The organism is Chryseobacterium salviniae (assembly GCF_035819015.1).
In the GTDB taxonomy this organism is placed as follows: domain Bacteria; phylum Bacteroidota; class Bacteroidia; order Flavobacteriales; family Weeksellaceae; genus Chryseobacterium; species Chryseobacterium salviniae.
Genome location: NZ_JAYLAA010000018.1, coordinates 25,397 through 50,483 on the forward strand (window position 1 = coordinate 25,397; position 25,087 = coordinate 50,483).

Here is a 25,087-nt window from a genome sequence, read left to right on the forward strand (position 1 = left end):
CTGGAATAAAATCAAGTTTTTAATCTCTAAAAAATAAATAGAAATGAAAGTGAACAAATTATTGATAGGCGTATTTGCCTCCTTAGCGATTTTCTTAGCATCTTGCGGGGGCGATACCAAAACAGCAAAAGACGGACACGCACACACCGAGGGCGACGGGCACGACCACGCTACGGAACAGGTGGTTGAAAAACCCGCCGAAAAAATTACAGCAAAAGACAGGAACGAAAAAGGCGAGCTGATTGATGCCCACGGACATTTGATTACAGGCTGTCCCGGTCATAAAGAAATGATAGGTTCAGAGGGTGATATGTGTCCGAAATGTGAGTATATGACTATGATACCTATCACTTGGGATATTACCGGGGTTGATACCGTAAGGGTAACAACATTGTCTGATTACAATCCTCCTGCCGACAAACTGAAAAAATAATGTAGAACTTAGCTTTATTGCGTTTGCTAAAACGGCGGTTCCTTAATTGGGACTGTCGTTTTTTTTATTCTAATTCTTTACAGAAATAATATTAGGTAGGTTTTATTTATATAGCCTTATATTACGAAATATCAAATCAGTAAATCTTACAATTCAAACAAGGAATTTTACAAAGCATTTCTTTTGCAAGGGACTGATATTTGTTAGAAACAGTATAAAATCTATTTCTTAATTTTTTAAATTTTATATTATGATACAAACAAAATTTCAATCGTGTATCGAGGCTTGCCTGAAGTGCGTAGCTATCTGTAACCAATGTGCCATTGCTTGTTTAAATGAAGATGATGTTGCACACGTAAAGAAATGTATCCAGTTAGACCTGGAATGTGCAGCTATTTGCCAAGCGGCAGCAAACGTATTAAGTCTTGATGGTAAATTTAGCAAAGAGATTTGCAAACTATGTGCTGACATTTGCAACGCTTGTGCTGAAGAGTGTGAGAAACACGCTGCAATGGGTATGGAGCATTGTAAAGAATGTGCAGAAGCGTGCAGAGCTTGTGCAAAGGCTTGTGAGGAAATGGCAGCGTAATACTGGCATTTTTTTTTGTTTAAAATTTAGAGGGTTATTGCAGCCCTCTTTTTTGTGCCCTGTCCAATCAGTAAATATCACAAATCAAACAGGGAAAAGCGTAATGAGGAAGTGACCTTATGTACTGAAATTTGCACTATCAGATAACAAAATAAAATCTCAAATAGAAATGAAAAAGTTAGTGTTAGCATTGTCGGTAATCGCATTTACTGCCTGTAACAACAATCAGCAAAAAGACAAGACCACACAGGAGAGCAATCAGCCTGTAATAGAAGAAACAGTTGCCCCCGCAGAAACAGGGAACGAAAATGTAATTACCATTAGCGGCGGCGATGATATGAAATTCGACAAAACCGAACTGAAAGCCAAAGCAGGCGAAACCGTAAAGCTCATTTTAAAGCACATCGGAAAAGCACCGATTGAGGCAATGGGGCACAATGTTGTTATACTTGCCCAGGGCACAGACTTCAACACTTTTGCCAATGCTGCGATAGATGCTAAGGACAACGGCTACATACCTAAAGGAATGGAAAACGCCGTAATCGCAAAAACGGATATGATTGGCGGTGGGCAAACCACAGAAATTACCTTTACGGCTCCGGCAAAAGGCTCGTATGATTTCCTGTGCTCGTTTCCCGGTCATTACATCTATATGAAAGGTAAATTAATCGTGGAATAACACGGCGATTTCAAAATCAGTAAAAATCACAAATCTTACAGGGAATACCATAATAGTAACACCTCGTTTAATACGGAAATTTGTATCACAATAAAAAATAAGTTCAAATGAAAAATGTAGAATTAAGCATACCAGATATGCAAAGTGCACACTGCCAGTCGAGAGTAAACGGAGCAATCAAAGACATTGACGGCATTAAAGTAGAAAAACTGGAAGCAGGAAAATTATCTGTTTCAGTTGAAAACGACGAAGTGAAAGAAGAGTTGGTTGAGGCGATTGAAAAAGCAGGCTACAAAGTTGGCGGCGACGACAGCGGAAAGGCTTCAAGTTGTTCAACAGGATGCTGCGGATAAGTTTTGGACAGTCCCGGAGCAAGCACACCAGTACTTCTCCGGTATTTTTTACCAAAGCTACCCAGCGTATGAAACAGTTAAATCTCGTTCCATAAATAAAAAGCAATGTTACAGAAACAAAATTCAGGCGACTGTTCGGAGATAATGACGAAAGTTTGCAATGTAGCAGACCGGATTATACAGAACAGGTTGGACACAGGTAAATCTGCACCGTTTGCCGTACAGCTTACAAACGAATTGAAAGCAGATTATCACCAGTTGAACAATCTGTTCCTTGTTAAATATGATATGAGCCTTGAAATTATCTATATCAGGCGCATTATCGAAAAGGTAAAAGAGTTACTGGTGTACACCGAGCAATCGCTGTCACAAATCGCAAAGGCGTTAGGCTATCAAAAGCCGACGGAACTGTCCGAGCAATTAATGACCTATACGGGATTAACGTCTGCCCATTTTAAGCAGATACGAAAAAACAAGCTCGAAATCATCAGAAGACAACAGGAAAAGCAAAACGAACTATAATTATCAGAACAGCAAACTTTTAAATAGAAGTCTTTATGAAACCTCGCTTTGTGTACAGGAGCAGAGGTTTTCTTTTTATCAGCAATGCAAGACATTAAAAACCGAGGGATGAAGAAATACACGTGGCGAACACATAAAATTATAAAGGAAACCGAAGATACCATTACCCTATACTTTGACACGGAGCAGCAGGCGTTTACCTACCTGCCCGGTCAGTACCTCAACATCAGGCTTACCGTAAACGGCGAACTGCTCATACGTTCGTATTCGTTCAGTTCTGTGCCGTCTGACGAATTTCCCGCCATTACTATTAAAAGGGTTACAGGTGGAAAGATGAGCAATTACATCTTAAATAATGCAGACAACATCGAAGCCTGGGAAATAGAAGCCCCATTTGGCAGCTTTGTTTTAGAAAAACCGATAGCCGAGCAATCCCAAATTGTTTTACTGGCAGGCGGTAGCGGTATTTCCCCGTTATACGCAATGCTGAAAAGCGTTGAAAACAGCAATCGGATACCCTTACTGGTGTACAGCAATAAAACACCGGAAGAAACCATATTTTGGAATGAACTGGAAGCGATGCAGGCAGCGCAAGAATTGAATATTTGTTATTCCTTTACTGCACCTGATTTTATTTCCACCAAACTCAACCACGTTGCAGGCAGGTTCAATCTGCTTGTTTTACGTTCGGTCATTAAAAGACTGGTTGGCGATGTTGCTGCAGCCCATTATTACATCTGCGGACCCAACGGGCTGATGGATTTGTACCAGGATGCCTTAACGGGCTTGTACATTCCCGAAGACCATATCCATTTGGAATACTTCGACCCGGTTCCGGGGAATGCGGGCGATTTGGAAACGGACGGTACTGTTAAAGATGTGATTGTAAACTATTACGAGGACTACTACGAGAACGAGGAAAAGCAAACGTATGAATGCACATCGCTCATTGAGGTACAGCCGAAGCAGTCGCTTCTGGATGCGATGAAAGAGCACCATATCAAAGTGGCGAGTTCCTGTAAGAATGGAACCTGCGGGGCTTGTTGGGCAGTAAAAACCGATGGCGAAGTTCGGATGCTCCATAACGGGGCACTGACAGAACAGGATATCGCAGAGGGAATAATTTTGCTTTGCCAAAGCTACCCGATGAATGCCGATGTTTGTGTGACGGTGCAGTAAATACCGGGTATAGAAAAAAGGCAAAATATCAGTTTCAGCTATTATTTTGCACTTTGTTTTTTTAGAAATCCATTACCGCATCAAGACCCCTTTTCAACCCTTTGAACGTGCTTACTTTTTCGATGGCAAGGATTGCGCCCTTTACATAAGGTTCGGCACTGTTTCCCGCATCGTGCCTTAAAATCAGCTTTTCGTCCGGCATTCCAAAGATGGCTTCAATACCCAACACGTGACCCGGAAGCCTTACAGCGTGCACCTGTACGCCCTCAATATCTGCACCCCTTGTTTCTTTGCTGCCAATGGTGTCCTTAACGGGAACCGTAATATTCGATTGCTGTATGCCCGACAAACGATGCGCCAGTTCCGCTACCGAGCCGCTCGGCGCATCCACTTTGTTTTGGCTTGCGTAGTCTATGAGTTCATAATTGGGAATATACTGCGCAGCAATAGAAGCGAACTTGAATAGCAGGACGGCTGTAATGGCAAAGTTGCCTGCGGCAAGTACTGAAGTGTTATTATCGTTGGCTGCCTTTTCTATTTCGGTATAATCTTCATTAGTAAGTCCCGAAGTACCCACCACAACTTTTTTTCCTTTATTTAAGGCTGACAGGATATTCTTTTTGGCAATATCTGGTTTGGTAAATTCGACAAGTACATCAAAATCCACTTGCTCCAGTGCCTCTTCTATGGTTCCGAACAATGGGATTTCATCATTTCCGAAATCCAGGATTTCGGCTAAATTCTCTTGTTTATTGAAGCGTGACAAGCCGCCTGCCAGTTGCATTCCTTTTTCGTTATAAACACCTTTTGCGATTGCCGAGCCTGCCCACCCGGTGGCTCCGGCTATAAACACTTTTATCATACTTTAAAATCTTAATCGTTTTTTAGTGCCAGTTTGCGGAGCATTGCCGTACTCATACTATCGGTATAAGCACCATAAGCCGTAACCAAAATTCCTTTTAAACCGTCTTTCGAGGCAATGCCATACACCGTAGCCTCATCGCTTGGGTTGCTTTCGCCCTCATAGCGATAGACCTGCTCAATCTCAAAATCATCAATGGTATATTTGTTATCGCCGCAGATTAAACAGTTCTCTTCGAGATTGAAATCCACGTTATACCCCTCGTTGCGTAGGTTCTGTATTGCTACCAAAACCGTAGCGTATTTGTACGTTACATTTGTCATAGTAATAGTATTTTAAATTGCTGCTTACCGCTCCCGACTGTCCTGTCAGAAATCTTCTTTCAGCAGGTCTTTGAGCTTCCGGTGCTGTATGCACAGTTCGGCATACATTGTTTTCAGCCTGCTGTTTTCTTCGTTTAAATTTACCAATTCTACAAGAATATCCATCCCTAAATCCTTGTATTTGTGTTTCAGTTCAAAAATGTTCGTGCCGTAAACGCCGTATTTCTCGAAAAGTTCCAGTCCGCTTTTACCTGCGTTGTAATCTTTCAGCACCTTTAAAACCTGATGTTCGTTGCTCTTTTTGTTCTTCATTTTTATACGGATGTTGTCTATTACAAAATTCCGTAAGATGGTCGGAAGTAGCTATGTACTTTTCCTTATTTAGTTTATGATATTTAATGTTACTGCACCGATTTTCATAAAATTTCACAAAACAAAGCCGGAATATCATAATAGTTTGTCGGGGGCAAATGCAGAATTTTGACCATTGAATAAAGGAACTTATACATTTTAGAAGATATGACACTATTAATAAAAGGAATGGTGTGCAATAGATGTACCTATGTTCTTGAACAGGAATTGACAGCTTTGGGTTTTGAGGTTTTGGATATAAAACTGGGGCAAGCCATCATAAAGGATACGACAGACTTTTCGCAGAAGTTGGGAGTAATCAAAACGATGCTGAAAGGCATCGGCTTGGAACTGATGTATGACAAAAACCAAAAGACAATAAACAGGATAAAAGAGTTGGTGGAGAAAGGTATCACGTTGCAACTGCAAAGCGGCACACCTACCAAATTCACAACCTTAATCAGTGGCAAGCTGCACAAGAACTACGATACATTGAGTGCCTTATTCTCTTCAGTGGAGGGAATTACACTCGAAAAGTACATCATTCGTCGGAAGATTGAAAAGGTAAAAGACCTTTTGGTACATACCGAAATGTCGCTGACCGAGATTGCCCACGTACTGGGGTACAGCAGTCAGGCATACCTTTCCAACCAGTTGAAAAAACACACGGGCTTTACATCAAGCTATTTCAAGCAGGTAAAGCAGGAACACGGGGAAGCCGTTACTATGCAGATGGACGAAGCGCAACCCCCGCATTAAGGGTTTTCCAATCCATCCCCCAAGCATTTTGCTATTTTTTTAATGCAGGCATCGGAGCTACTGAAACATCAGTAGCTCTGTTTGTTTCAGGCAGATACCACCAAATCAAAAAAGTAAATTTCACAACTTTTACCCGTCATTTCGTATAGCTGCACCTTAGCTGTAACCCGACCTTTGCCCCTGTATTTAAAATTTTCAAAGTTTAACTAAACAAAGAAGCGTAACAAAATAAATGTAAGATGAGAACAAGTAAAATTGGTTTGTTATCCCTCTTCCTTATCGGAGCCGGATTGATACAGAGTTGCAAACAAAAAGAAGAAAAACAGTTAAAAGATGAGCCTCCGGTAGTAACCGTAGCCACTATCAACAGTTCGGAAACCGAGCAATCCGTTTCCTATTCGGGTTCCATTGTTCCCGACAATATGACTACCATAAGTTTTGCCGTTCCCGGCACGATTAACAGTGTGGGTGTAAATGAGGGGCAGCGAGTGAGCAAAGGACAGTTTCTTGCAAGCATTGATGCCACCGAGTACGAAGCGGCATTGCAGATTGCCAATGCCAGTTTAGAGCAGAGCCAGGATGCGTTCAGAAGATTTGATGAACTGTACAAAAAAGGAAGTTTCCCTGAAAAGGATTACATCGACATCAAGACCAAAGTAGCGCAGGCAGAAGCCAACAAAAAAATCAACCGCAAGCGCATTGCCGACAGCCGTTTGCATTCGCCTACCAATGGTATAATTACCGTGAAAACTGCCGAGGTTGGCGGTATGGCAGCACCGGGCGTTCCTGCCTTTACCATTGTAAAAACAGATATGGTATATGCGCAGTTTGCCGTACCCGAAAGCGAAATCGGCAGCTTTAAACAAGGGATGCAGGTAGATGTGAATATTCCTACATTGCAACGCAATTTCACGGGTAAAATCACCATCATTAATCCCGTAGCCGATGAAATTTCAAAAGCATTTACCCTTAAAGTACGCTTGGACAATCCGGGCGGCGTGCTGATGCCGGGAATGATTACCGAAGTGCTTGCAGGCGTCCCGGTAAAGGTTAAGCAGGTACGTGTACCACTTACCGCCATCATCAACAATGTAGATAAAATCCCGCACGTGTACGTGGTAGATAAGAACAACACCGCTAAGCTGACGAGGGTTACAGTGGGCAAAATCGTAGGCGATGCGGTTATTATAACCGATGGTCTTAACGAAAGCCAGACCATTATCCTTGCCGGGCAAAATAACGTGAAAGACGGGCAGAAAGTAAAAGCGCAAACTACATCGGTAACAGCATCAGCCCCAAAATCTGAATAATTTATGAAAAGAAAGATAAACCTCATTGAAGCGGCAATGAAATTTCCGCAAGTACCGATAGCGATTACCGTTATTATGGTGTTTGCCGGGTTAATTTCATTAATGACGATGCCGAGAAGTGAAGACCCCCGTGTAACAGTTAGACAGGGGCTTGTTGTGGCTTTCTACCCCGGAGCCGACGAAGAGCAGATAGAGAAAGAAGTAACCGACAAGCTGGAACAATACCTGTTCGGTTTCGAGGAAATCAAAAAAGAAAAAACCCATTCGGAAAGTAAGCCCGGACAGGTGGTTGTAACGGTAGAATTGCAGGACTATGTAAAGGACACCAAAAAATTCTGGAATACTTTACAGCACGGTTTGGATGCCAATATGCCTTTAGCATTGCCACGGGGCGTACAGGGACCGTATGTGAACAGCGATTTCGGCGATGTGGTTGTTCAGATGATTGCCGTATCAGCCCCCGGTCGTTCTTACGCCCAGTTGGAAAACTATTTGGATGAACTGGAAGACGGCATTAAGACGATACCGTCCGTTTCCAAAATCAAGCGTTACGGCGGACAGAAGCAGCAGGTATTTATTACCCTGCGAGAAGATGTATTGAAGCAATACGGTTTCGGTATCAACGAAATCACAAACACATTAAGCCAACAGAATGTAACTATTCCGAGTGGCGATATTGAAATTGACAAAAACCGTTTCCTTATTTTCACGGATGCGCAGTATCAGAATGAAAATGAAATCGGGAACCTGATTGTATATAGTTCCCCGCAGGGCGGCAATATCCGTTTGCGGGATATAGCCAACATCGAGAGAAGATATGAAGACCTGAAAAGCAAAATTACCGTTTCAGGAAACGATGTAATGATGCTGACCGTAGAAATGCAGCCCGGACAGAACATTGTCGATTTGGGTAATGCGCTGACACAGAAAGTTGCTGAAGTAAAAGAAATCCTGCCATCAGATGTGCAGGTCAGCACCATTGTTGACCAACCCGAAGTGGTTGATATGAATTTGGGGCATTTCTTTATCGAGTTCGGTATCGCCATTGCAGCCGTTATCTTGGTCGTAATGCTCCTGCTGCCGTTCAGGGTTGCCACCATTTCAGCCATTGCAGCACCCGTTACCATTGCCGTAACATTTGCTATCCTCAATTTGTTGGGTATCGAAATGCACCAGGTTAGTTTGGCGGCAATGATTATCGTACTGGGGATGGTGGTCGATGATGCCATTATCGTAGTGGATAATTACATCGAGAAAGTGGACGAAAAAATACCGTCGTGGACTGCCGCCTGGCAGAGTGCCACGCAGTTGATGGTTCCCATTTTCACGGCTACGCTTACCATTGTCCTATCGTTTCTGCCGTTGGCATTTACGCTTACCGGGCTTACGAGAGAGTTTGTGCAATGGATACCGATTACCGTAAGCATAGCTTTGGCGGTTTCGTTCCTTGTAGCCTTGTTCCTTACGCCGTATATGTGTTACCACTTCCTGAAAAAAGGATTGAAAAAGCACGATGATAAACCCAAAAAACGCAATTTCTTAGACCGGATGCAGGACGGTTTCGACCGGGCAATCGAGTTCTGTATGAAATGGCAGAAAACTACGTTGGTAGCAGGTTTGGTTATCTTCTTACTGTCTTTCGTGGTAGGTAGTCAGGTTAAAACCGAATTTTTCCCTATCGTGGAAAGAAACCAGTTCAACCTTGAATTGTGGATGGATAACGGTACGAATATCCACGAAACCGAAGCAGCCGTTAAGAAGATAGAAAAGGAAATTGCAGGCGATAAGCGCATTGTAAACACAGCAAGTTTTATCGGTACAAGCTCGCCACGTTTCTACTCTACCTATGCACCGGAGCACCCACGGGAAAACTTTGCGCAGGTATTCATCAATACCACAAGCAAAGATGCAACGGCAGAAATGATAGACGAGTATGTACAGAAATTCAACAACTACCTGCCGAACGGTTATGTGCGGGTTAGGCAGCTAAGCAAGAAGCAGCAGCACGCACCGATTGAAATCCGTGTGATTGGCAAGGATATGACCGAGCAGAAAAAAGTAGCCAAGCAGGTTGCAGCATTACTGGAAAACACTAAAGGTTCTAACTGGGTGCGCACCGATTATCAGAATGATTATGTAGGGCTGAAAGCCGTGGTTAAAGAAGATGTAGCCTTGCGTTTGGGCGTTACCAAAGCGCAGATAGCACAGGCATTGGGTGCAAAGATAAAAGGATACCCGGTATCGCAGATGTGGGAGGGCAATAAAGCCATCGACATTGTATTGCGTACAGACGAAAGCGACAGGGAAAATCTGGATGCTTTGGGCAATATGTACATCAATTCAACATTCGGTGCTAAGGTTCCTCTAAAGCAGGTGGTAGATTTACAACCGTCGTGGCATACTGGGGCTATTGTACACCGTAACGGGTTAAGAACCTTAACCGTTTCTTCCGAAGCGCAGTTGGGCAGAAAACCCGCAGAAGTATTTGCAGAAGTACAGCCTAAAATTGACAGCCTGAAACTGCCTAAAGGCATTAAGATTGCCTACGGCGGCGAGTATGAGGATGGACTGGAAAGCGGTCCCAAAATGGGAAAGGCTTTTATGATAAGTTTCGTTCTCATCTTCCTTGTGCTGTTATTCCAGTTCAAGCGTGTGGGTAAAGTATTCATTGTACTGGCTTCGTTCCCGTTGAGTTTACTGGGCGCAATGTTGGGCTTGTTCCTTACAGGGTACGAGTTCGGGTTTATGGCAATCATCGGTATTACCGCCTTACTGGGTATCGTAGTCCGTAACGGGATTATCCTCGTGGACTATGCAGATGAACTGGTAAGGGAGCACGGTCATACGATTAGAGAAGCAGCCCTGTTTGCAGCTAAACGAAGAATGCGACCAATCTTCCTTACCTCAATGGCGGCAGCAATCGGTTTGATACCGTTAATGGCGAGTGGCTCGCCGGAATGGGGACCGATTTCAAGTACCATTTCAATCGGTATTCTGGTATCAATGATTACCACATTATTTATCGTTCCGGTACTGTATTACAGGTTCGTAAAACCACCTAAAAACAAACAATCGGATGAACAGCACGAGCGCAATACCGATACCGATGTTCACCACCAAAAATATTTATCATAAAAAGGGATTATGTTACAGAAAAGATATAAAACAGTCATAAAGGTTTTTATATGCGGTTTCGTTCTTTTGCAGGGAACAAACAACCTCTTTGCACAACAGCAGCTAACCCTTGCGGAAAGCAAAGAACTGGCATTAAAAAACAATAACAGAATAGGCAAAGCTAAAGAAGACGTAATTGCCACCCAATCCGACAAGCTGATTGCGGATGTGGCAGGCAGACCAAAACTGGATGCTTCGGCAACCGCCTTTTACTTTGGCGAGCCATTGAACACAATGCTGCCCGAATACGGGTTTGCACCGATGGTCAGCGTTACACAGCCGATTTACACAGGCGGTAAGATTAAGTACGGCAAGCAGATGGCAGAAACCAATATACAGATGAGCAATGCGCAACAACGATTGGTGGAAGACGAAGTATTACTGGCTACCGAAACCGCTTACTGGCTTTTAGTGCAGGCTAAGGAAGAAATCAAACTGGAACAGCAGGTTAAAAAGCAACTGGCTTCGCATTATACATTCCTGAACAACCAGTTTGGGGCAGGATTGATTTACAAAAACGATGTATTGCGGGCAAAGGTGCTCCAGAATGAAAACGAAGCCCGTTTGCAGGCTGCGGAGAATAAGCTCATCCTGGCAAAAAGAAGATTGAGCCAGTTAATCGGGATGGAAGCCCCAACAGGTATAGACGTAGCCGATACATTGAGTACGGGCGACTTTTCTAAGCAGGGTGTTTTGGATGCTGTCGATGCGAACCGACCGGAAATTGAGTTGGCAACCAATGGCATTAAAATGAGCCAGCTTACCAAAAGTATGCTCAAAGCCGACCTGAAACCATCGGTAGGCTTATCGCTCAATGGAATGGCTGCCTTTGGAAAAGAGGGTATTAACTTTGGCGACCCGACCAAAAACCATATGCTAACCTACTTTGGTATGCTAAGCGTGAAAATCCCGGTTTTTGACTGGGGTAGCAGAAAAGAAAAAGTAAAACAGCAGGAAGCTAATATACGTTCGGCTGAATACGGTTTGAAAGAACTGAAAAGCCAAATCACGGTGGAGATTGAGCACGCAATGCTTAATCTGCAATTGCAGGCGAATAACATTGATTTGATGCAGGCGTCATTAATTGAAGCCGACGAAAATTTGAAGTTGAGCAATGACCGCTTTAAAGCCGGAACCATTACCGGAGAAGATGTGCTGATAGCTGAAACGCTTTGGCAAAGAGCATACAGCAATATGTTGGATGCAAAAATACGGTACAAAATAGCCGAAGCTGTGTACCACAAAGCTACTGGGCAGATAAAATAGTTTTTGTTGGAGTGAGATACACTCAATTTGCGGGGGACGGTAACAAGCCCCTGCATTTTTAATGGTTAATACGATGATATAAATGCAACACGATACTGCCAATAAAAACGGTATGATAATGATACCCGACATTTCAGGCTTTACGGATTTCGTTATCAAATCAAATATGTTTGTTGGAAAATACATAACAGAAAGCCTGCTCAAATCAGTAATGGATAGCAATATCCTTTGCCTTGAAATTTCCGAGGTTGAGGGCGATGCGATACTTTTTTACAAGTACCACAACCTGCCCACCTTTGAAGAAACATTGATGCAGATAGAACAGATGTACAACGATTTTCAAAAGGAATGCAAACGCCTCGCATTACAACTGGCAATAGAAATTCCTTTATCATTAAAGATAATTGTACACTACGGGGAATTTACCAAATACAAAATCGGGAAATTCGAGAAGCTCTACGGAGCACCAGTGGTAGAAGCCCACAAGATGCTGAAAAATCACATTGCGGAATACCCGCCATATGCGTTATTTTCTAATGCGTTTTTGGAAATCAATTTTGACCAACCCGAAAAAGCAACCGTTGCGTATGACAACTGCGAAGACTGTAAATACCTGCCCGAAATAGGTTATATCCATTACCTATAAAACCTAACAGTAAAAATCACAAATTTATCAAAGGAAATTATAATACTTGTGCATAGCAGCTTCTATAATTTTACATTAGATTTTAAATACGGTTCTAAAACCGACAATGACAAAATGAAAGATTTAGAAGAAAAACTATTGCGCAGGAACATAAAACCAACTTCGGTTAGGCTGTTAATCTTTAGAAGAATGTCTGACTTTAAAAAGGCTTTCAGCCTGACTGATTTGGAAACCGAACTGGAAACGGTCAATAAATCGACCATATTCAGGACGTTGACCCTCTTTCACGATAACCTACTCATTCATACTATTGATGATGGCTCCGGCGCAATGAAGTATTCTATTTGCAGCGATAACTGTATGTGCACCGTTGGCGACTTGCACGTGCACTTTAACTGTAACCGATGCAAGAATACCTTCTGCCTCGAAAGTATTGCCATTCCGCCTATCCAGTTGCCCGACAAATTTTTGTTGGAGAGTATCAATTTTGTAATGAAAGGAATGTGCAACGAATGTTCGAGGTTCGTTAAAACAAAATAATATTTTATGATACTCATCTTTAAATTTACAAACAGCCATATTTCCCGATATGGCTGTTTGTATTTGCAACCAGGTTCCCAAAACCGACTGATAATTTTGCCTTGTAAATTAAAATAATATGACAATGGCAATAAAAAATCATTATTCAGCAGATATAGATACAGCCTACAAAAGCAACCGCCTGTTTGATGTAATTTCCTTTGAATGTGCAGTACCCGAAAAAGAAATCGTGATTGCTTATACGGCAGCAATGCAATCCCATTCCACGCACCGTATAGCAAGCAGTTTGCTCAAATTTCTTCCGGGTATCACGCTATCCGATTACAAGGTCGAAAAATTTGAAGAGATACCTGGTTATGGTATCAAAGGATTTGTAAACGGGCACGAAGTCATCATTGGCAATTTAGCCCTGATGAAATCTTATGACTTCTTCTACGATGAAAGCCTCGACGAACTGCGGGAGCCTGTAATTCTCATTATGATTGACGACCGATATTCCGGCTGCTTTTTAATGATGGAATATCCGCAGTAGACACCAAATACAAAACATTTCAGGCTTAATACAAATTCAAATGTTAGATAGTATAATTAAATTCAGCATCAAGAACAAAATCGTCATTGCTATAATGACATTGGTTCTTATCATTTGGGGCGTATGGAGTGCAACCAAATTGTCAATAGATGCCGTACCGGATATTACCAATAATCAGGTACAGATTATTACTGCCTGTCCTACACTGGCGGGGCAGGAAGTGGAACAGTTGGTTACGTTCCCCATTGAGCAGAGCATCGCCAACATTCCCGATTTAGTAGAAACAAGAAGTATATCCCGGTTCGGGCTTTCCGTCGTTACGGTAGTGTTCAAAGAAAATGTAGACATCTACTTTGCAAGGCAGTTGGTCAATGAAAAACTGAAAGAAGCCGAAGAAAAAATTCCGAAAGGTATCGGCACGCCTGAACTGGCTCCGGTAAGTACAGGGCTTGGAGAAGTCTATCAATACATCATCCACCCCAAAAAAGGCAGCGAGCATAAGTACAACGCCAAAGACCTGCGTACAATGCAAGATTGGATTGTTGCCCGCCAGTTGTACGGCACGCCAGGCATTGCCGAAGTAAACAGCTTTGGCGGAGAATTGAAACAATACGAGGTTGCGGTAAACCCCGACCGATTGAGAGCGATGACCGTAAGTATTCCCGACATATTCAACGCACTGGAACAAAACAATCAGAATACGGGCGGTGCATATATCGACAAGAAGCCTAACGCTTATTTTATCCGTGGTGTGGGCTTGGCTACTTCGTTGGAAAGATATTAGAAATATACCCGTAAAAATCACGGGGCATACACCCATTTTTATTAAAGACGTAGCCGATGTGCGTTACGGTAGTGCCGTGCGTTACGGCGCACTAACCTATAACGGAGAAGTAGATGCCGTGGGCGGTGTGGTAATGATGCTCAAAGGCGAGAACAGTAACGAGGTGGTAAAACGGATAAAAGAGAAATTACCCACCATTCAGAAATCATTACCGGAAGATGTAACCATCGAGCCGTATTTAGACCGTACCGAATTAGTAGGCAGGGCAATGGACACAGTGGAAAAGAACTTGATTGAGGGAGCTTTGATTGTGATTTTTGTGCTTGTGCTGTTTCTGGGCAACCTAAGAGCCGGGCTAATCGTAGCATCAGCCATTCCGTTAGCGATGCTGTTTGCATTGGGGATGATGAACGTGTTTGGCGTTAGTGCCAACCTTATGAGCCTGGGAGCGATTGACTTCGGTTTGATTGTGGACGGTGCCGTTATTGTCGTGGAAGCAACCCTACACCATTTGGGCTTGCGGAAATCCACCAATAAACTGACCCAAAGCGAAATGGACGAGGAAGTATTTTTGTCCGCTTCCAAAATCAGGACAAGTGCCGCATTTGGCGAAATCATTATCCTTATCGTATATATCCCAATCCTGACGTTGGTAGGCGTTGAGGGTAAAATGTTCACACCGATGGCGCAAACCGTAGGCTTTGCCATTTTCGGCGCATTGATATTGTCCTTGACCTATATCCCAATGATGTGTGCGTTGTTCCTGCCGAAAAAAGGGCACGACAAGCCGAATTTCAGCGACAAGTTTATGGATAAGCTGCAAGGCTTCTACCAACCTTTGTTGCAGAAAGCTATCAGGGTTAAATATTGGTTAGTGGGCGTTACCACTGCGGTATTTGTAGTTGCCGTTATTCTGTTCAGCAGAATGGGCGGCGAGTTCATCCCGCAGTTGCAGGAGGGAGATTTTGCCTTTCACTGTATTTTACCTCAGGGAAGTTCGCTCAATCAGAGTATAGAAACGTCGATGCAGGCATCCCGCATTCTTAAAGAATTTGACGAGGTTAAAATGGTAGTCGGCAAGACCGGAGCTGCCGAAGTGCCTACCGACCCGATGCCGCCTGAAGCTACGGATATGATGATTATCCTCAAACCGCAGGACGAATGGAAAAGCAAGAAAAGCTACAACGAGTTAGGGGATGAAATGATGGAAAGGCTGTCCGTTATTCCGGGCGTTTTCTTTGAGAAGAACCAACCGATACAGATGCGTTTCAACGAATTGATGACAGGTATTCGTCAGGACGTTGCCGTTAAGATATTCGGGGAGAATATGGACACGTTAAGCGTGTATGCCAATAAGGTTAGCGAAGTAGTACAGCAGGTAAAAGGAGCCACACCGCCACAGGTGGAAAAGGTAAACGGCTTGCCGCAGATTAACATCGACTACGACCGTACCCGGATGGCAAATTACGGGCTGACGATACAACAGGTAAACGATATTGTGAGTACCGCATTTGCAGGTAAAGCAGCCGGGGTTATTTATGAGAACGAAAGGCAGTTTGAGCTTGTGGTAAGGTTGGATAGCGTACACCGCAGCAGCATCGAAGATGTAAGGAACCTGATGATACCAACTAATACAGGCTTTCAGATACCCATATCGCAGGTTGCTGATGTCAATTACAAATTGGATGCCGCACAAATCAGCCGTGAAGCGGGAAAACGCCGCATTGTGATTGGCTTTAACGTAGCCGGACGTGATGTGCAAAGCGTTGTTACCGATATTCAGCAGCAGCTTTCCGAAAAAGTAAAATTGCCCACAGGGTATTACTTTACTTACGGCGGTCAGTTTGAGAACCTGAAAGAAGCCAGTAACCGCCTGATGATTGCCGTACCAGTATCGCTGTTATTGATATTCGCATTGCTTTATTTCACATTCCGTTCATTCAAGCAGGCAGGTTTGATATTTACTGCCATCCCGATGAGTGCCATCGGCGGTGTGTTTGCTTTGATGCTGCGGGGAATGCCTTTCAGTATTAGCGCAGGTATCGGCTTTATTGCCCTGTTCGGTGTTGCCGTATTGAACGGTATTGTATTGATAGGCACATTCAACCAACTGAAAAAAGACGGTTTGGATGATGTGATAAAACGGACAATCGAGGGAACAAAAATCCGGTTACGTCCGGTATTGATGACGGCAACGGTAGCATCACTGGGCTTCCTGCCGATGGCAATCAGCACCAGTGCCGGGGCAGAAGTACAAAAGCCATTGGCTACAGTAGTGATTGGCGGATTAATAACGGCTACATTTCTTACCCTGTTTGTATTGCCATTGCTCTACATCATATTCAATTCAAAATTTAATTTCAAAAACAGTAAAGGTGTGAAAACAACCGTAATCGCTCTTTTACTGGGTATCGGAGGTATGACCACTGCCAATGCCCAGGAAAGGGTAAGCATAGATACTGCTATTAATACCGCATTGCAAAGCAATGGGCAGGTCAACGTCAATAAGTCGGAGATTGATGCGGCTAAATACAATGTAAAGACCGCTAACGATATACCAATGACACAGGTATTTGTAGAAAATGAAGATTTAAGACCATCGGACAAAACGGGTATATGGAAAATCGGGCTTACGCAAAGTATTGCGTGGCCCGGCTTATATGCTGCCCGCAAGGACTATTTAAAAGCACAGCTAAAATATTCCGAATTGAATACAGAGGTTATGAATGCCAATATCCGAAAAGACGTTAGAACCGCTTATTACCAGTTGTGGTTTTTGCAGGATAAAAATCTGTTACTGAAAAGCCTTGACAGCATTTACACCAACCTCTTCAATACAACACAGGTTCGGGTTAGAACGGGCGACGTCGCAAAGCTCGACCAGATTGCGGCAGATGCCCAACTCAAACAGTTAAAAGCCTACGTGGAGCAGAACAATAAGGAAATTGTAATACAGCAACAGCAATTAATGGTATTGCTCAATCGTAACGAATGGATACTCCCAATAGATGAGCCGTTACAGAAATTGGAAACGAACTTGTATGATGAAAACAATGTACACCCGGTATTGCAGTTGCAGCAGCAAAATGTAAGCGTTGCGGCGGCAAATATCAAGATACAAAAGAAAAGCAATTTGCCCGAATTTTCAGCAAGGGTATTCAGCCAGAGATTGTACGGCGTTTCAGACCCGTTTACGGGCTTTTCGGTTTCGGTAGGCTTCCCGTTGTTTGGTGCAGGTGCGTATAAAAACAAAGTGAATGTAGCCAACAAGGAAAAGGAAGTACAGGAAAACCTATTGTCTTACCAAACGCAGGTAATGGCAACGGACAAGAAATCTGCCATCGCAGAAATGGAAAAGAATATGGCTTTGTTGAGCTTCTTTGAAACATCGGGACTGCAACAGGCAAAGGATATTACCGAAGCGGCGTCACAAAGCTACCGCTCGGGAGATATCAGCTTTGCAGAACTAAGCCAGTTCTTAACGCAGGCAATCAATATCCGCCAAAATTATCTGGACGTTCTGAACAGTTACAATCACTCAGCAATTCAATACAATTACCTTAATAACAAATAAGATGAACAATATATCGAAAATGTTTTTAGCAGCACTCTTTACAGTTTCCCTGACCGCCTGTGGAGATAGTCAAAAAAAGGAAAGCGAAGACGGTCATAACCACGAGCACAAAACGGAAGCAAAAGCCGATACAGGGCACGGACACGAGCACGGAGCCGAAGAGGGCGCTGCCACCGTTGCGGCACTTACGCCCCAACAGATTGAAGCTGTAGGTATCAAATACGGTGTGGTGGAAATGAAAGAACTAACCGCCACTATTAAAGCGAACGGTATTTTGAGTTTGCCCAACAGTAGCAAGGCAAATGCTACCTCTTTATACGGTGGCGTGATAAAATCTATTAATGTACAGATTGGCGACTATGTACGCAAAGGACAGGTTATTGCCACCATTGCCAACCCGCAGTTTATCCAGTTGCAGGAAGAATACCTGACCATCAACAGTAAAATAACTTTTGCCGAACAGGAAATGCAAAGACAAAAAGAACTGAACACCGGCAATGCCGGGGCATTGAAAAACCTGCAAAATGCCACCGCCGAACTCAATGCGTTAAGAACCCGCAAAGCCTCTTTGCATCAACAAATACAGCTAATGGGCATCAATCCAAATTCAGTCAGCAACAGTTCACTTAAATCCTCACTGATAGTTACAAGCCCCATTAGCGGAGCCATTAGCAATGTGTACGGCAAAATCGGCAGCTATGTAGATGTTTCTTCGCCTGTGGCTGAAATTGTAGATAACAGTTCCCTGCATTTGCATTTGAATGTATTTGAAAAAGATTTGCCCTTGCTGAAAACCGGGCAGACCATACATTTTACCCTGACCAATAATCCGGTAAACGAGCACGATGCCGTGATATACGGTATTGGTTCGGCGTTTGAAAACGACAGCAAAACCATTCCCATACACGCCCGTGTAAAAGGCAATGTAAAGGGACTGATTGACGGGATGAACATTACGGCGATTGTGAGCCTCAACAATGTGCTTTCCCCGTCAGTTCCAAATGATGCGGTGGTAGATGCGGACGGTAAGAAATACATCTTTGTCATTACCAACAAAAAGCCGCAGGCAGCCGGAGAAGAAGACGGACACGGGCACGACCACGGCGATGAAAAGACAGCGCATAAAGAGGAAGCGGCAGGCACGGTAAATTTTGAAAAAATTGAAGTGGTTACAGGTGTTACAGAAATGGGTTATACGAGCATTACTCCAGTAACGGAAATTCCCAAAGATGCAAGGATAGTTACCAAAGGTGCGTTTTTCATCAATGCGAAATTATCAGGTGGTGGCGGTCACGCTCACGCACACTAAAATAACAAATACCCTCTGATTGTTCCTAATAAGCAATCAGCCAGTAAATCAAATATAAGGGTTTTGCTAAAATGGTAGCTGTTTCGCTTTTGCAACCAGGTTCCCAAAATGGCAGAGTAATTTTGTTTTACAAATAGAAATAAAAAAAATTTTAGATATGTCAAAAATATGTTGTAGTACAGACGATAGTCTGAACCTGGTAAATAAAAAAGAGCATAAACATAAATATGATACACAGGGAAATCAACTATGCTGTTTGAAAACAGAAAAGATTTATAAAAATGCAGGTGCATCAGATTTGCTGAAAGATGCTAATCATTCCGATGACGGACACGGACACACTGGCGGCAAAAGTTGCAGTAAAGCCGATACTAAACATTGTGATGATGACCACAACCATATAGAAAAAAGCGGACGCAATCACGACCACCACGGACACAATCACGATCACCACGGGCACAGCCACGGTGATGACCACGACCACAGTCACGACATAGAGGGCAAAACGCCATTTCAGTTATTTATGCCTGCGGGTATATCTTTAGCTTTATTACTTGTTGCTATCGGTTTTGATAATTACTTTACTCAAAACTGGTTCACTGGTTGGGTTAGAATTGCCTGGTACGTTATCGCTTATTTACCTGTCGGATTGCCAGTAATCAAAGAAGCTATTGAAAGTATCCGATACAAAGACTTTTTTTCAGAATTTTTCTTGATGGCGATTGCGACAATCGGTGCATTTGCACTTGGCGAATATCCTGAAGCAGTAGCTGTAATGCTGTTCTACTCCGTAGGTGAAGTATTTCAGACTATTGCGGTATCAAGAGCAAAAGGTAATATTAAAGCCCTATTAGACCAACGCCCTGATGAGGTAACGGTTATCAGAGCAGGTAAGCCTATTGTTGTAAAAGCTGAAGATGCTTACATAGGCGATGTTATTCAGTTAAAGCCGGGCGAAAAATTGGGATTGGACGGCGAGTTGATTTCAGAAACCGCCTCTTTCAATACAGCAGCCCTTACAGGAGAAAGCAAACCTGATACAAAAAGTAAAGGCGAAGCTGTATTGGCAGGTATGATTAACCTCAACACTGTAAGCCAAATAAAGGTAACAACCGATTATTCGGATAGTAAGTTAAGCAGAATTTTGGAACTGGTTCAGGATGCCACATCGCAAAAAGCACCAACCGAGTTGTTTATCCGTAAATTTTCCAAAATTTATACGCCGATAGTCGTATATCTGTCTATTGCTATTACCTTACTTCCCGCACTTTTCGTAGATAATTATGTATTCAGTGAATGGTTGTATAGAGCATTGGTATTCCTGGTTATCTCTTGTCCTTGCGCTTTGGTAATCTCCATCCCTCTGGGTTATTTTGGTGGTATTGGGGCAGCAAGTCGAAACGGTATCCTGCTTAAAGGGTCTAATTTCCTTGATATTCTTGCCAAAGTAGAAAATGTAGTGATGGATAAAACGGGAACCCTCACCGAAGGTGTTTTCAAAGTCCAGGAAGTCTTTATCAAACCAGAATTCAATAAAGACGAAATACTCAACCTCGTCAACGTATTGGAAAGTCAAAGTACACACCCTGTTGCAACCGCAATCCACAATTATTGGGGAGAGGTAGATGCCGACGTAAATTTAGCAAATGTTGAAGAAATAGCAGGACACGGATTAAAAGCCACCGTTAACGGTAAAGAGCTTTTAGTAGGTAATTTCAAATTGCTCGATAAATTTAACATCAGCCACGATGCAGATACCGCAAACATAGTTTACACAGTAATAGCGATTGCTTATGATAGAAAGTTCGTAGGATATTTAACCATTTCGGACAGCATTAAAGTAGATGCAAAAGCAGCAATTGAAAATCTGCGTAAAATGGGTGTAAAAACCACAATGTTGAGTGGTGATAAAAATACCGTTGTTCAGTTTGTTTCGGGACAGTTGGGCATTGACAGTGCGTATGGGGATTTATTACCTGAAGACAAAGTAAATAAAGTAAAGGAAATCAAATCCCGTAATGGCAGCGTGGCGTTTGTAGGTGATGGTGTAAATGATGCTCCAGTAATTGCGTTGAGTGATGCAGGTATCGCAATGGGCGGTTTAGGAAGTGATGCTGCTATTGAAACAGCCGATGTTGTGATACAGGACGATATGCCATCCAAAATACCAATGGCTATTAATATCGGAAAACAGACTAAAAAAATCGTCTTTCAAAATATAGCATTGGCATTCGGAGTAAAAGCAATCGTGCTTATACTTGGTGCAGGAGGATTAGCAACAATGTGGGAAGCTGTATTTGCCGATGTAGGTGTAGCCTTATTAGCAATTCTTAATGCGGTGCGGATACAAAGAATGAAGTTTTAATTGTTAAGTTGGACTGCCGCAAGATTATTTTTGCGGCAGTTTTTTTATCGTAAGCAATTTTGGAAATGGGTAAACAACAATCACAGGCTTCACTAAGCGAAATACATAATTCAGTCGATACGACCACTCCTGGTAAATCCCGTTGGCGGAGAGTACTGGCTTTTTTCGGGCCAGCTTATCTTGTCAGTGTTGGGTATATGGACCCAGGCAACTGGGCAACTGGTTTGGCGGGTGGCAGCCAGTTCTGATATTCATTACTTTGGGTTTTGTTGATGAGTAGCATTATGGGTTTATTGCTCCAGAGCTTGTCAGCAAGGTTGGGCATCGTTCGTAATAGGGATTTGGCACAGGCAAACCGGGAAACATACCCGAAGAAAATAAACTTTATACTGTATCTACTTGCAGAAATAGCTATTGTGGCCACAGACCTTGCTGAAATATTGGGTATGGCGATAGGCTTGCAATTACTTACAGGAATGCCCTTGATTTGGGGTGTTGCAATTACTGCGTTAGATACATTCTTGTTGATGACCCTACAAAAATGGGGAATGAGAAAACTAGAAGCCTTTATTATTGGATTGATATTCGTTATCGGAATGTCATTCCTTGTGCAAATATGGGTAGCTAATCCCAATGTAGGAGAAATAGCGACAGGACTGATACCACACATTCAGAACGATACAGCATTGTATATCGCCATCGGCATTATCGGTGCGACGGTAATGCCACATAATCTATACCTCCATTCTGCATTGGTACAGACAAGAAAGTTTAACCGTGATGACGCCAGCATCAAAAAAGCAATCAAGCTAAATTTTTGGGACAGTGCTATTGCATTAAATATGGCATTGTTTGTAAATGCTGCTATATTAATTCTTGCCGCTACGGTTTTTTACAAAACCGGGCGTTCTGATGTGGCGGAGCTAAAGCAGGCTTACGAGCTATTACCTCAACATTTCGGAAGTAATTTTACAGCCAAACTCTTTGCCGTAGCATTGATAGCTGCCGGGCAAAGCAGTACCATTACAGGTACGCTTGCCGGCCAAATCGTAATGGAGGGTTATCTGCGGTTTAGAATAAACCCTTTATTAAGAAGGCTTATCACGAGGTTACTCGCCATAGTTCCGGCAGCTTTGGTAATCCTAATCAATGGCGAGGACAATGTAGATAGCCTGCTTATCTTCAGCCAGGTGGTATTGAGTATGCAACTGGGTTTTGCAGTTATTCCACTTATACATTTTGTAAGTGATAAAAGGACAATGGGCAAATTTGCCATCAAGCCCTTGATAAAAATAACGGCTTGGGTTATAACAATCCTACTGGTGTATCTAAATTCCAAACTATTAGCAGAGGAAGCATTTAGTTTTTTTGCTACTTCAGGTAACATAGCTTGTAAAAGTTTAATCATTTTGGGTGGGATAGGTTTTATCATTTTGATGGCATATACTACGTTGTACCCATTATTCAGTAGAAAAGCCTTTTGTGAAATAACACCGCACGACAAGCCGGAGCCTTTGCAGCTACAACCATTCGTGCCATACCGGAATATTGCGCTTACTGTGGATTTTAAGACCCTTGACCACAAGGTTATCAACCACGCCATTACGCAGGGCGGTAAAGACAGCAGGTACACGCTCATTCATATCGTGGAGAGTGTGGCATCCGCATCGCACTTTCACGACAGTACCGACGAGGAAACTGTAAAAGACAGGGAGTTTTTGGAGGAATACGCAAAGCAGTTACAGGACAACGGATATTTTGCTGATGCAAAACTAGGCTTTGGAAGGACTGCCAATGCCATTGCCGAAATCGTCAATCAGTCCGGTGCTGAACTGGTGGTAATGGGTGCACACGGGCATAAGGGATTGAAAGATTTGTTGTACGGCGCAACCATAAATCAGGTAAGGCATTTGGTAAATGTACCTGTGCTGGTTATCCCTAAAGAAAACACTGAAATAGTAAAAATTTAACCTTTAAAAATTGATAATATGAATAAACTGAATTGTTGGAAGTGCGTACTGCTATTGTCGTCGCTTCTTGGGTTGTTAATCCAAAGTTCTTAAAGTACTTTATGTAAATATTGCAAACTAAAAAGTCACGGGATATACCGTGACTTTAATTTGATTAAACTAATGAACTCAATCCCCCAAAATTGACCTGATTTTAATTTAAGGTGGCAGTTAATGAAATTTCTAAATTATATGCTTTTCCTACAGGACACATTGCTTTTGACTGTTCAGCGTATTTTAAAAAATCTTCATTGGTTAAACCAGGTATTTCTGCATCCAGTACCAAATCGGAATTAGTAATATCGAAGCTTGTTGCGGTTATAGTACAGGATGTTTCAATTTTCTCTGCCTCTATACCGTTGCTCGTGAGGATATAATTTAATGTCATTGTGTAACAAGCTGCGTGCGCTGCCGCCATTAATTCTTCCGGATTAGTAGCAGTAGTTTCTCCTTCTGCTTTATTGTGTTTAAAAACACTTCTACCAATAGTAGAATGCGATGCATCAAAATTTCCATTTCCGTTTTTAAAATTACCTTGCCATTTAGCTGTGATTTTTGCTTTCATTGTACTCTATTTTTAATTACATAACAAAATTACTGCTTCAGAGAAAGGCTATCAATACACATACTTCACACTTAATAGGACATTTTACCCATAAGTAGGGTTACATTGAATTTCGGAATGTAAGAGGTGAAGAGCCCGTTTGTGATTTGAAAAAGCGAAGAAAATAAGAATAGTCTTCGTACCCGAGATAAACAGCGATTTCTTTAATGCTTAACGTTGTATTGACAAGTAATCTTTTTGCCTGAAGGATAATTCGATTTTTGATAATTGTATTTGGAGCAATCTGTTTTTCTGTTACTATTTTTCGGTTGAGGTTTTTAGGTGTAAGATTGAGCATAGATGCATAATCTGCTACGGAGTGGATAGTTCGATAATTTTGCTCTACCAATTGGCTAAATTTTCTCGCCAGCTCTTTATCGAATGATACGGGGTGATAAATATCGTAGTCCTTTTTTGCAAGAGTTCGGGTAGCAAAAATAACAACCTGCTTGATATAGGTCTTAATCATTTCTTCCGCCCAAAAATCTTTTACCGCAATTTCCTCTTTAATAGAAATAAGTATTTTTTGAAAAATGTCTCTTTGATGTGCGGTGAGCGCTATAAAAGGAAGTTCAAAAACGTTGTCGAAAAGAAGTCCGTCACAAGCAAGCTCTTTATCGTGAAAAGCGATACAATAGAAATTCGGGTTAAAATAAACAATGCTTCCTTCCGAATTTTTAGATATTTTGAATTGTTGCCCTATACTAAAGAAAAGCAATGTACTTTCTTCAAAATCATAGTCAACAAAATCAACATTAACACGTCCTTCTTTTAAGAAAACAATTTTATAATTCTCGTCAAACCAAACTGTGTTGCTTACAATCCCATCTGGCATTCCAAAAAAATCGAAATAACCTATCATTTTATCCTGATTGTTCTCGGTCGCTATATCCATTCTCCTTTTTATATAAACAACAAAGCCCT

Annotated in this window: 21 protein-coding genes and 2 pseudogenes; 18 read left to right on the forward strand and 5 right to left on the reverse strand. The window is 42.4% G+C overall.

The window, feature by feature from the left end; genetic code table 11:
• Positions 1–43: 43 nt before the first annotated feature.
• The 6 genes from SOP96_RS03965 (at position 44) to SOP96_RS03990 (ending at position 3,755) form a co-directional block, all read left to right on the forward strand.
• Positions 44–433, forward strand: a complete 390-nt coding sequence (locus SOP96_RS03965) for a hypothetical protein (protein ID WP_066436101.1) — start codon at positions 44–46, stop codon at positions 431–433.
• Positions 434–683: 250 nt separating this feature from the next.
• Positions 684–1,022 carry a four-helix bundle copper-binding protein gene (locus SOP96_RS03970; RefSeq protein WP_066436100.1) on the forward strand — a complete coding sequence of 113 codons (339 nt, stop codon included), beginning with the start codon at positions 684–686 and terminating at the stop codon, positions 1,020–1,022.
• A gap of 169 nt (positions 1,023–1,191) precedes the next feature.
• The gene (locus SOP96_RS03975) at positions 1,192–1,701 is read left to right on the forward strand and encodes a plastocyanin/azurin family copper-binding protein (protein ID WP_066439840.1); all 510 of its coding nucleotides are present in this window, start codon (positions 1,192–1,194) and stop codon (positions 1,699–1,701) included.
• Positions 1,702–1,808: 107 nt separating this feature from the next.
• The gene (locus SOP96_RS03980; RefSeq protein ID WP_066439837.1) at positions 1,809–2,054 is read left to right on the forward strand and encodes a heavy-metal-associated domain-containing protein; all 246 of its coding nucleotides are present in this window, start codon (positions 1,809–1,811) and stop codon (positions 2,052–2,054) included.
• A gap of 105 nt (positions 2,055–2,159) precedes the next feature.
• On the forward strand, positions 2,160–2,576 hold the full coding sequence (locus SOP96_RS03985) for a helix-turn-helix domain-containing protein (protein WP_109568750.1): 417 nt from the start codon (positions 2,160–2,162) through the stop codon (positions 2,574–2,576).
• Between the two features lie 108 nt (positions 2,577–2,684).
• Complete coding sequence (locus SOP96_RS03990; protein WP_164467814.1) at positions 2,685–3,755, forward strand: flavin reductase family protein; 1,071 nt, start codon at positions 2,685–2,687, stop codon at positions 3,753–3,755.
• Positions 3,756–3,816: 61 nt separating this feature from the next.
• On the opposite strand, the gene dapB is transcribed toward SOP96_RS03990, so the two are convergent.
• From dapB to SOP96_RS04005, 3 genes are read right to left on the reverse strand one after another with little or no spacing between them, the layout of a single operon-like run.
• On the reverse strand, positions 3,817–4,617 hold the full coding sequence (gene dapB / locus SOP96_RS03995) for a 4-hydroxy-tetrahydrodipicolinate reductase (RefSeq protein ID WP_066439833.1): 801 nt from the start codon (positions 4,615–4,617) through the stop codon (positions 3,817–3,819).
• Positions 4,618–4,628: 11 nt separating this feature from the next.
• Complete coding sequence (locus SOP96_RS04000) at positions 4,629–4,940, reverse strand: hypothetical protein (protein WP_066439832.1); 312 nt, start codon at positions 4,938–4,940, stop codon at positions 4,629–4,631.
• Positions 4,941–4,985: 45 nt separating this feature from the next.
• On the reverse strand, positions 4,986–5,252 hold the full coding sequence (locus SOP96_RS04005; RefSeq protein ID WP_050377136.1) for a hypothetical protein: 267 nt from the start codon (positions 5,250–5,252) through the stop codon (positions 4,986–4,988).
• A gap of 207 nt (positions 5,253–5,459) precedes the next feature.
• On the opposite strand from SOP96_RS04005, the gene SOP96_RS04010 reads away from it, so the two are divergent.
• From SOP96_RS04010 to SOP96_RS04065, 12 genes and pseudogenes are all read left to right on the forward strand, one after another.
• Complete coding sequence (locus tag SOP96_RS04010) at positions 5,460–6,050, forward strand: helix-turn-helix domain-containing protein (RefSeq protein ID WP_066439830.1); 591 nt, start codon at positions 5,460–5,462, stop codon at positions 6,048–6,050.
• Between the two features lie 239 nt (positions 6,051–6,289).
• Complete coding sequence (locus SOP96_RS04015) at positions 6,290–7,360, forward strand: efflux RND transporter periplasmic adaptor subunit (RefSeq protein WP_050377138.1); 1,071 nt, start codon at positions 6,290–6,292, stop codon at positions 7,358–7,360.
• A 3-nt stretch (positions 7,361–7,363) separates the two neighbouring features.
• Positions 7,364–10,495 (forward strand): efflux RND transporter permease subunit, encoded by a 3,132-nt coding sequence (locus SOP96_RS04020; protein ID WP_066439828.1) that lies wholly within the window; start codon positions 7,364–7,366, stop codon positions 10,493–10,495.
• A gap of 9 nt (positions 10,496–10,504) precedes the next feature.
• Positions 10,505–11,800, forward strand: a complete 1,296-nt coding sequence (locus SOP96_RS04025) for a TolC family protein (RefSeq protein ID WP_066439822.1) — start codon at positions 10,505–10,507, stop codon at positions 11,798–11,800.
• A 118-nt stretch (positions 11,801–11,918) separates the two neighbouring features.
• The gene (locus SOP96_RS04030) at positions 11,919–12,446 is read left to right on the forward strand and encodes a DUF2652 domain-containing protein (RefSeq protein ID WP_185113527.1); all 528 of its coding nucleotides are present in this window, start codon (positions 11,919–11,921) and stop codon (positions 12,444–12,446) included.
• Between the two features lie 48 nt (positions 12,447–12,494).
• Positions 12,495–12,986, forward strand: coding sequence for a Fur family transcriptional regulator (locus tag SOP96_RS04035; protein WP_219071566.1), 492 nt, complete (start codon positions 12,495–12,497; stop codon positions 12,984–12,986).
• A 124-nt stretch (positions 12,987–13,110) separates the two neighbouring features.
• The gene (locus SOP96_RS04040; RefSeq protein WP_146193372.1) at positions 13,111–13,518 is read left to right on the forward strand and encodes a hypothetical protein; all 408 of its coding nucleotides are present in this window, start codon (positions 13,111–13,113) and stop codon (positions 13,516–13,518) included.
• Between the two features lie 40 nt (positions 13,519–13,558).
• Positions 13,559–17,876 (forward strand): annotated as a pseudogene (locus tag SOP96_RS04045) (CusA/CzcA family heavy metal efflux RND transporter).
• A gap of 1 nt (position 17,877) precedes the next feature.
• Positions 17,878–19,185 (forward strand): efflux RND transporter periplasmic adaptor subunit, encoded by a 1,308-nt coding sequence (locus SOP96_RS04050; RefSeq protein ID WP_066434357.1) that lies wholly within the window; start codon positions 17,878–17,880, stop codon positions 19,183–19,185.
• 157 nt (positions 19,186–19,342) lie between these two features.
• Positions 19,343–21,550: a heavy metal translocating P-type ATPase gene (locus SOP96_RS04055; protein WP_066434355.1), complete on the forward strand. Its 2,208-nt coding sequence runs from the start codon at positions 19,343–19,345 to the stop codon at positions 21,548–21,550.
• 260 nt (positions 21,551–21,810) lie between these two features.
• Positions 21,811–22,893: pseudogene (locus tag SOP96_RS04060) on the forward strand (Nramp family divalent metal transporter); the annotation flags it as partial.
• Positions 22,894–22,986: 93 nt separating this feature from the next.
• Positions 22,987–23,520, forward strand: a complete 534-nt coding sequence (locus SOP96_RS04065) for a universal stress protein (RefSeq protein WP_308196694.1) — start codon at positions 22,987–22,989, stop codon at positions 23,518–23,520.
• A gap of 193 nt (positions 23,521–23,713) precedes the next feature.
• Here SOP96_RS04065 and SOP96_RS04070 read toward each other — a convergent pair whose 3' ends face one another.
• Together SOP96_RS04070 and SOP96_RS04075 are read right to left on the reverse strand one after the other, a co-directional pair.
• Positions 23,714–24,124, reverse strand: a complete 411-nt coding sequence (locus SOP96_RS04070) for an OsmC family peroxiredoxin (protein WP_066434354.1) — start codon at positions 24,122–24,124, stop codon at positions 23,714–23,716.
• A gap of 100 nt (positions 24,125–24,224) precedes the next feature.
• A complete protein-coding gene (locus tag SOP96_RS04075) occupies positions 24,225–25,058 on the reverse strand; it encodes a helix-turn-helix domain-containing protein (RefSeq protein WP_066434353.1) in 834 nt (277 codons plus the stop codon).
• Positions 25,059–25,087 lie beyond the last annotated feature (29 nt).

Excerpts from the sequence above, each read along its gene's own strand:
- SOP96_RS04025 (WP_066439822.1), top strand. The coding sequence starts at position 10,505 with ATGTTACAGAAAAGATATAAAACAGTCATAAAGGTTTTTATATGCGGT.
- SOP96_RS04075 (WP_066434353.1), bottom strand. The coding sequence starts at position 25,058 with ATGGATATAGCGACCGAGAACAATCAGGATAAAATGATAGGTTATTTC.
- SOP96_RS04065 (WP_308196694.1), top strand. The coding sequence starts at position 22,987 with ATGGCATATACTACGTTGTACCCATTATTCAGTAGAAAAGCCTTTTGT.
- SOP96_RS04070 (WP_066434354.1), bottom strand. The coding sequence starts at position 24,124 with ATGAAAGCAAAAATCACAGCTAAATGGCAAGGTAATTTTAAAAACGGA.
- SOP96_RS04010 (WP_066439830.1), top strand. The coding sequence starts at position 5,460 with ATGACACTATTAATAAAAGGAATGGTGTGCAATAGATGTACCTATGTT.
- SOP96_RS03980 (WP_066439837.1), top strand. The coding sequence starts at position 1,809 with ATGAAAAATGTAGAATTAAGCATACCAGATATGCAAAGTGCACACTGC.
- SOP96_RS04020 (WP_066439828.1), top strand. The coding sequence starts at position 7,364 with ATGAAAAGAAAGATAAACCTCATTGAAGCGGCAATGAAATTTCCGCAA.
- SOP96_RS03965 (WP_066436101.1), top strand. The coding sequence starts at position 44 with ATGAAAGTGAACAAATTATTGATAGGCGTATTTGCCTCCTTAGCGATT.
- SOP96_RS03985 (WP_109568750.1), top strand. The coding sequence starts at position 2,160 with ATGTTACAGAAACAAAATTCAGGCGACTGTTCGGAGATAATGACGAAA.
- SOP96_RS04005 (WP_050377136.1), bottom strand. The coding sequence starts at position 5,252 with ATGAAGAACAAAAAGAGCAACGAACATCAGGTTTTAAAGGTGCTGAAA.
- SOP96_RS04000 (WP_066439832.1), bottom strand. The coding sequence starts at position 4,940 with ATGACAAATGTAACGTACAAATACGCTACGGTTTTGGTAGCAATACAG.
- SOP96_RS04015 (WP_050377138.1), top strand. The coding sequence starts at position 6,290 with ATGAGAACAAGTAAAATTGGTTTGTTATCCCTCTTCCTTATCGGAGCC.
- SOP96_RS04055 (WP_066434355.1), top strand. The coding sequence starts at position 19,343 with ATGTCAAAAATATGTTGTAGTACAGACGATAGTCTGAACCTGGTAAAT.
- dapB (WP_066439833.1), bottom strand. The coding sequence starts at position 4,617 with ATGATAAAAGTGTTTATAGCCGGAGCCACCGGGTGGGCAGGCTCGGCA.
- SOP96_RS04050 (WP_066434357.1), top strand. The coding sequence starts at position 17,878 with ATGAACAATATATCGAAAATGTTTTTAGCAGCACTCTTTACAGTTTCC.
- SOP96_RS03990 (WP_164467814.1), top strand. The coding sequence starts at position 2,685 with ATGAAGAAATACACGTGGCGAACACATAAAATTATAAAGGAAACCGAA.
- SOP96_RS04030 (WP_185113527.1), top strand. The coding sequence starts at position 11,919 with ATGATACCCGACATTTCAGGCTTTACGGATTTCGTTATCAAATCAAAT.
- SOP96_RS03975 (WP_066439840.1), top strand. The coding sequence starts at position 1,192 with ATGAAAAAGTTAGTGTTAGCATTGTCGGTAATCGCATTTACTGCCTGT.
- SOP96_RS03970 (WP_066436100.1), top strand. The coding sequence starts at position 684 with ATGATACAAACAAAATTTCAATCGTGTATCGAGGCTTGCCTGAAGTGC.
- SOP96_RS04040 (WP_146193372.1), top strand. The coding sequence starts at position 13,111 with ATGGCAATAAAAAATCATTATTCAGCAGATATAGATACAGCCTACAAA.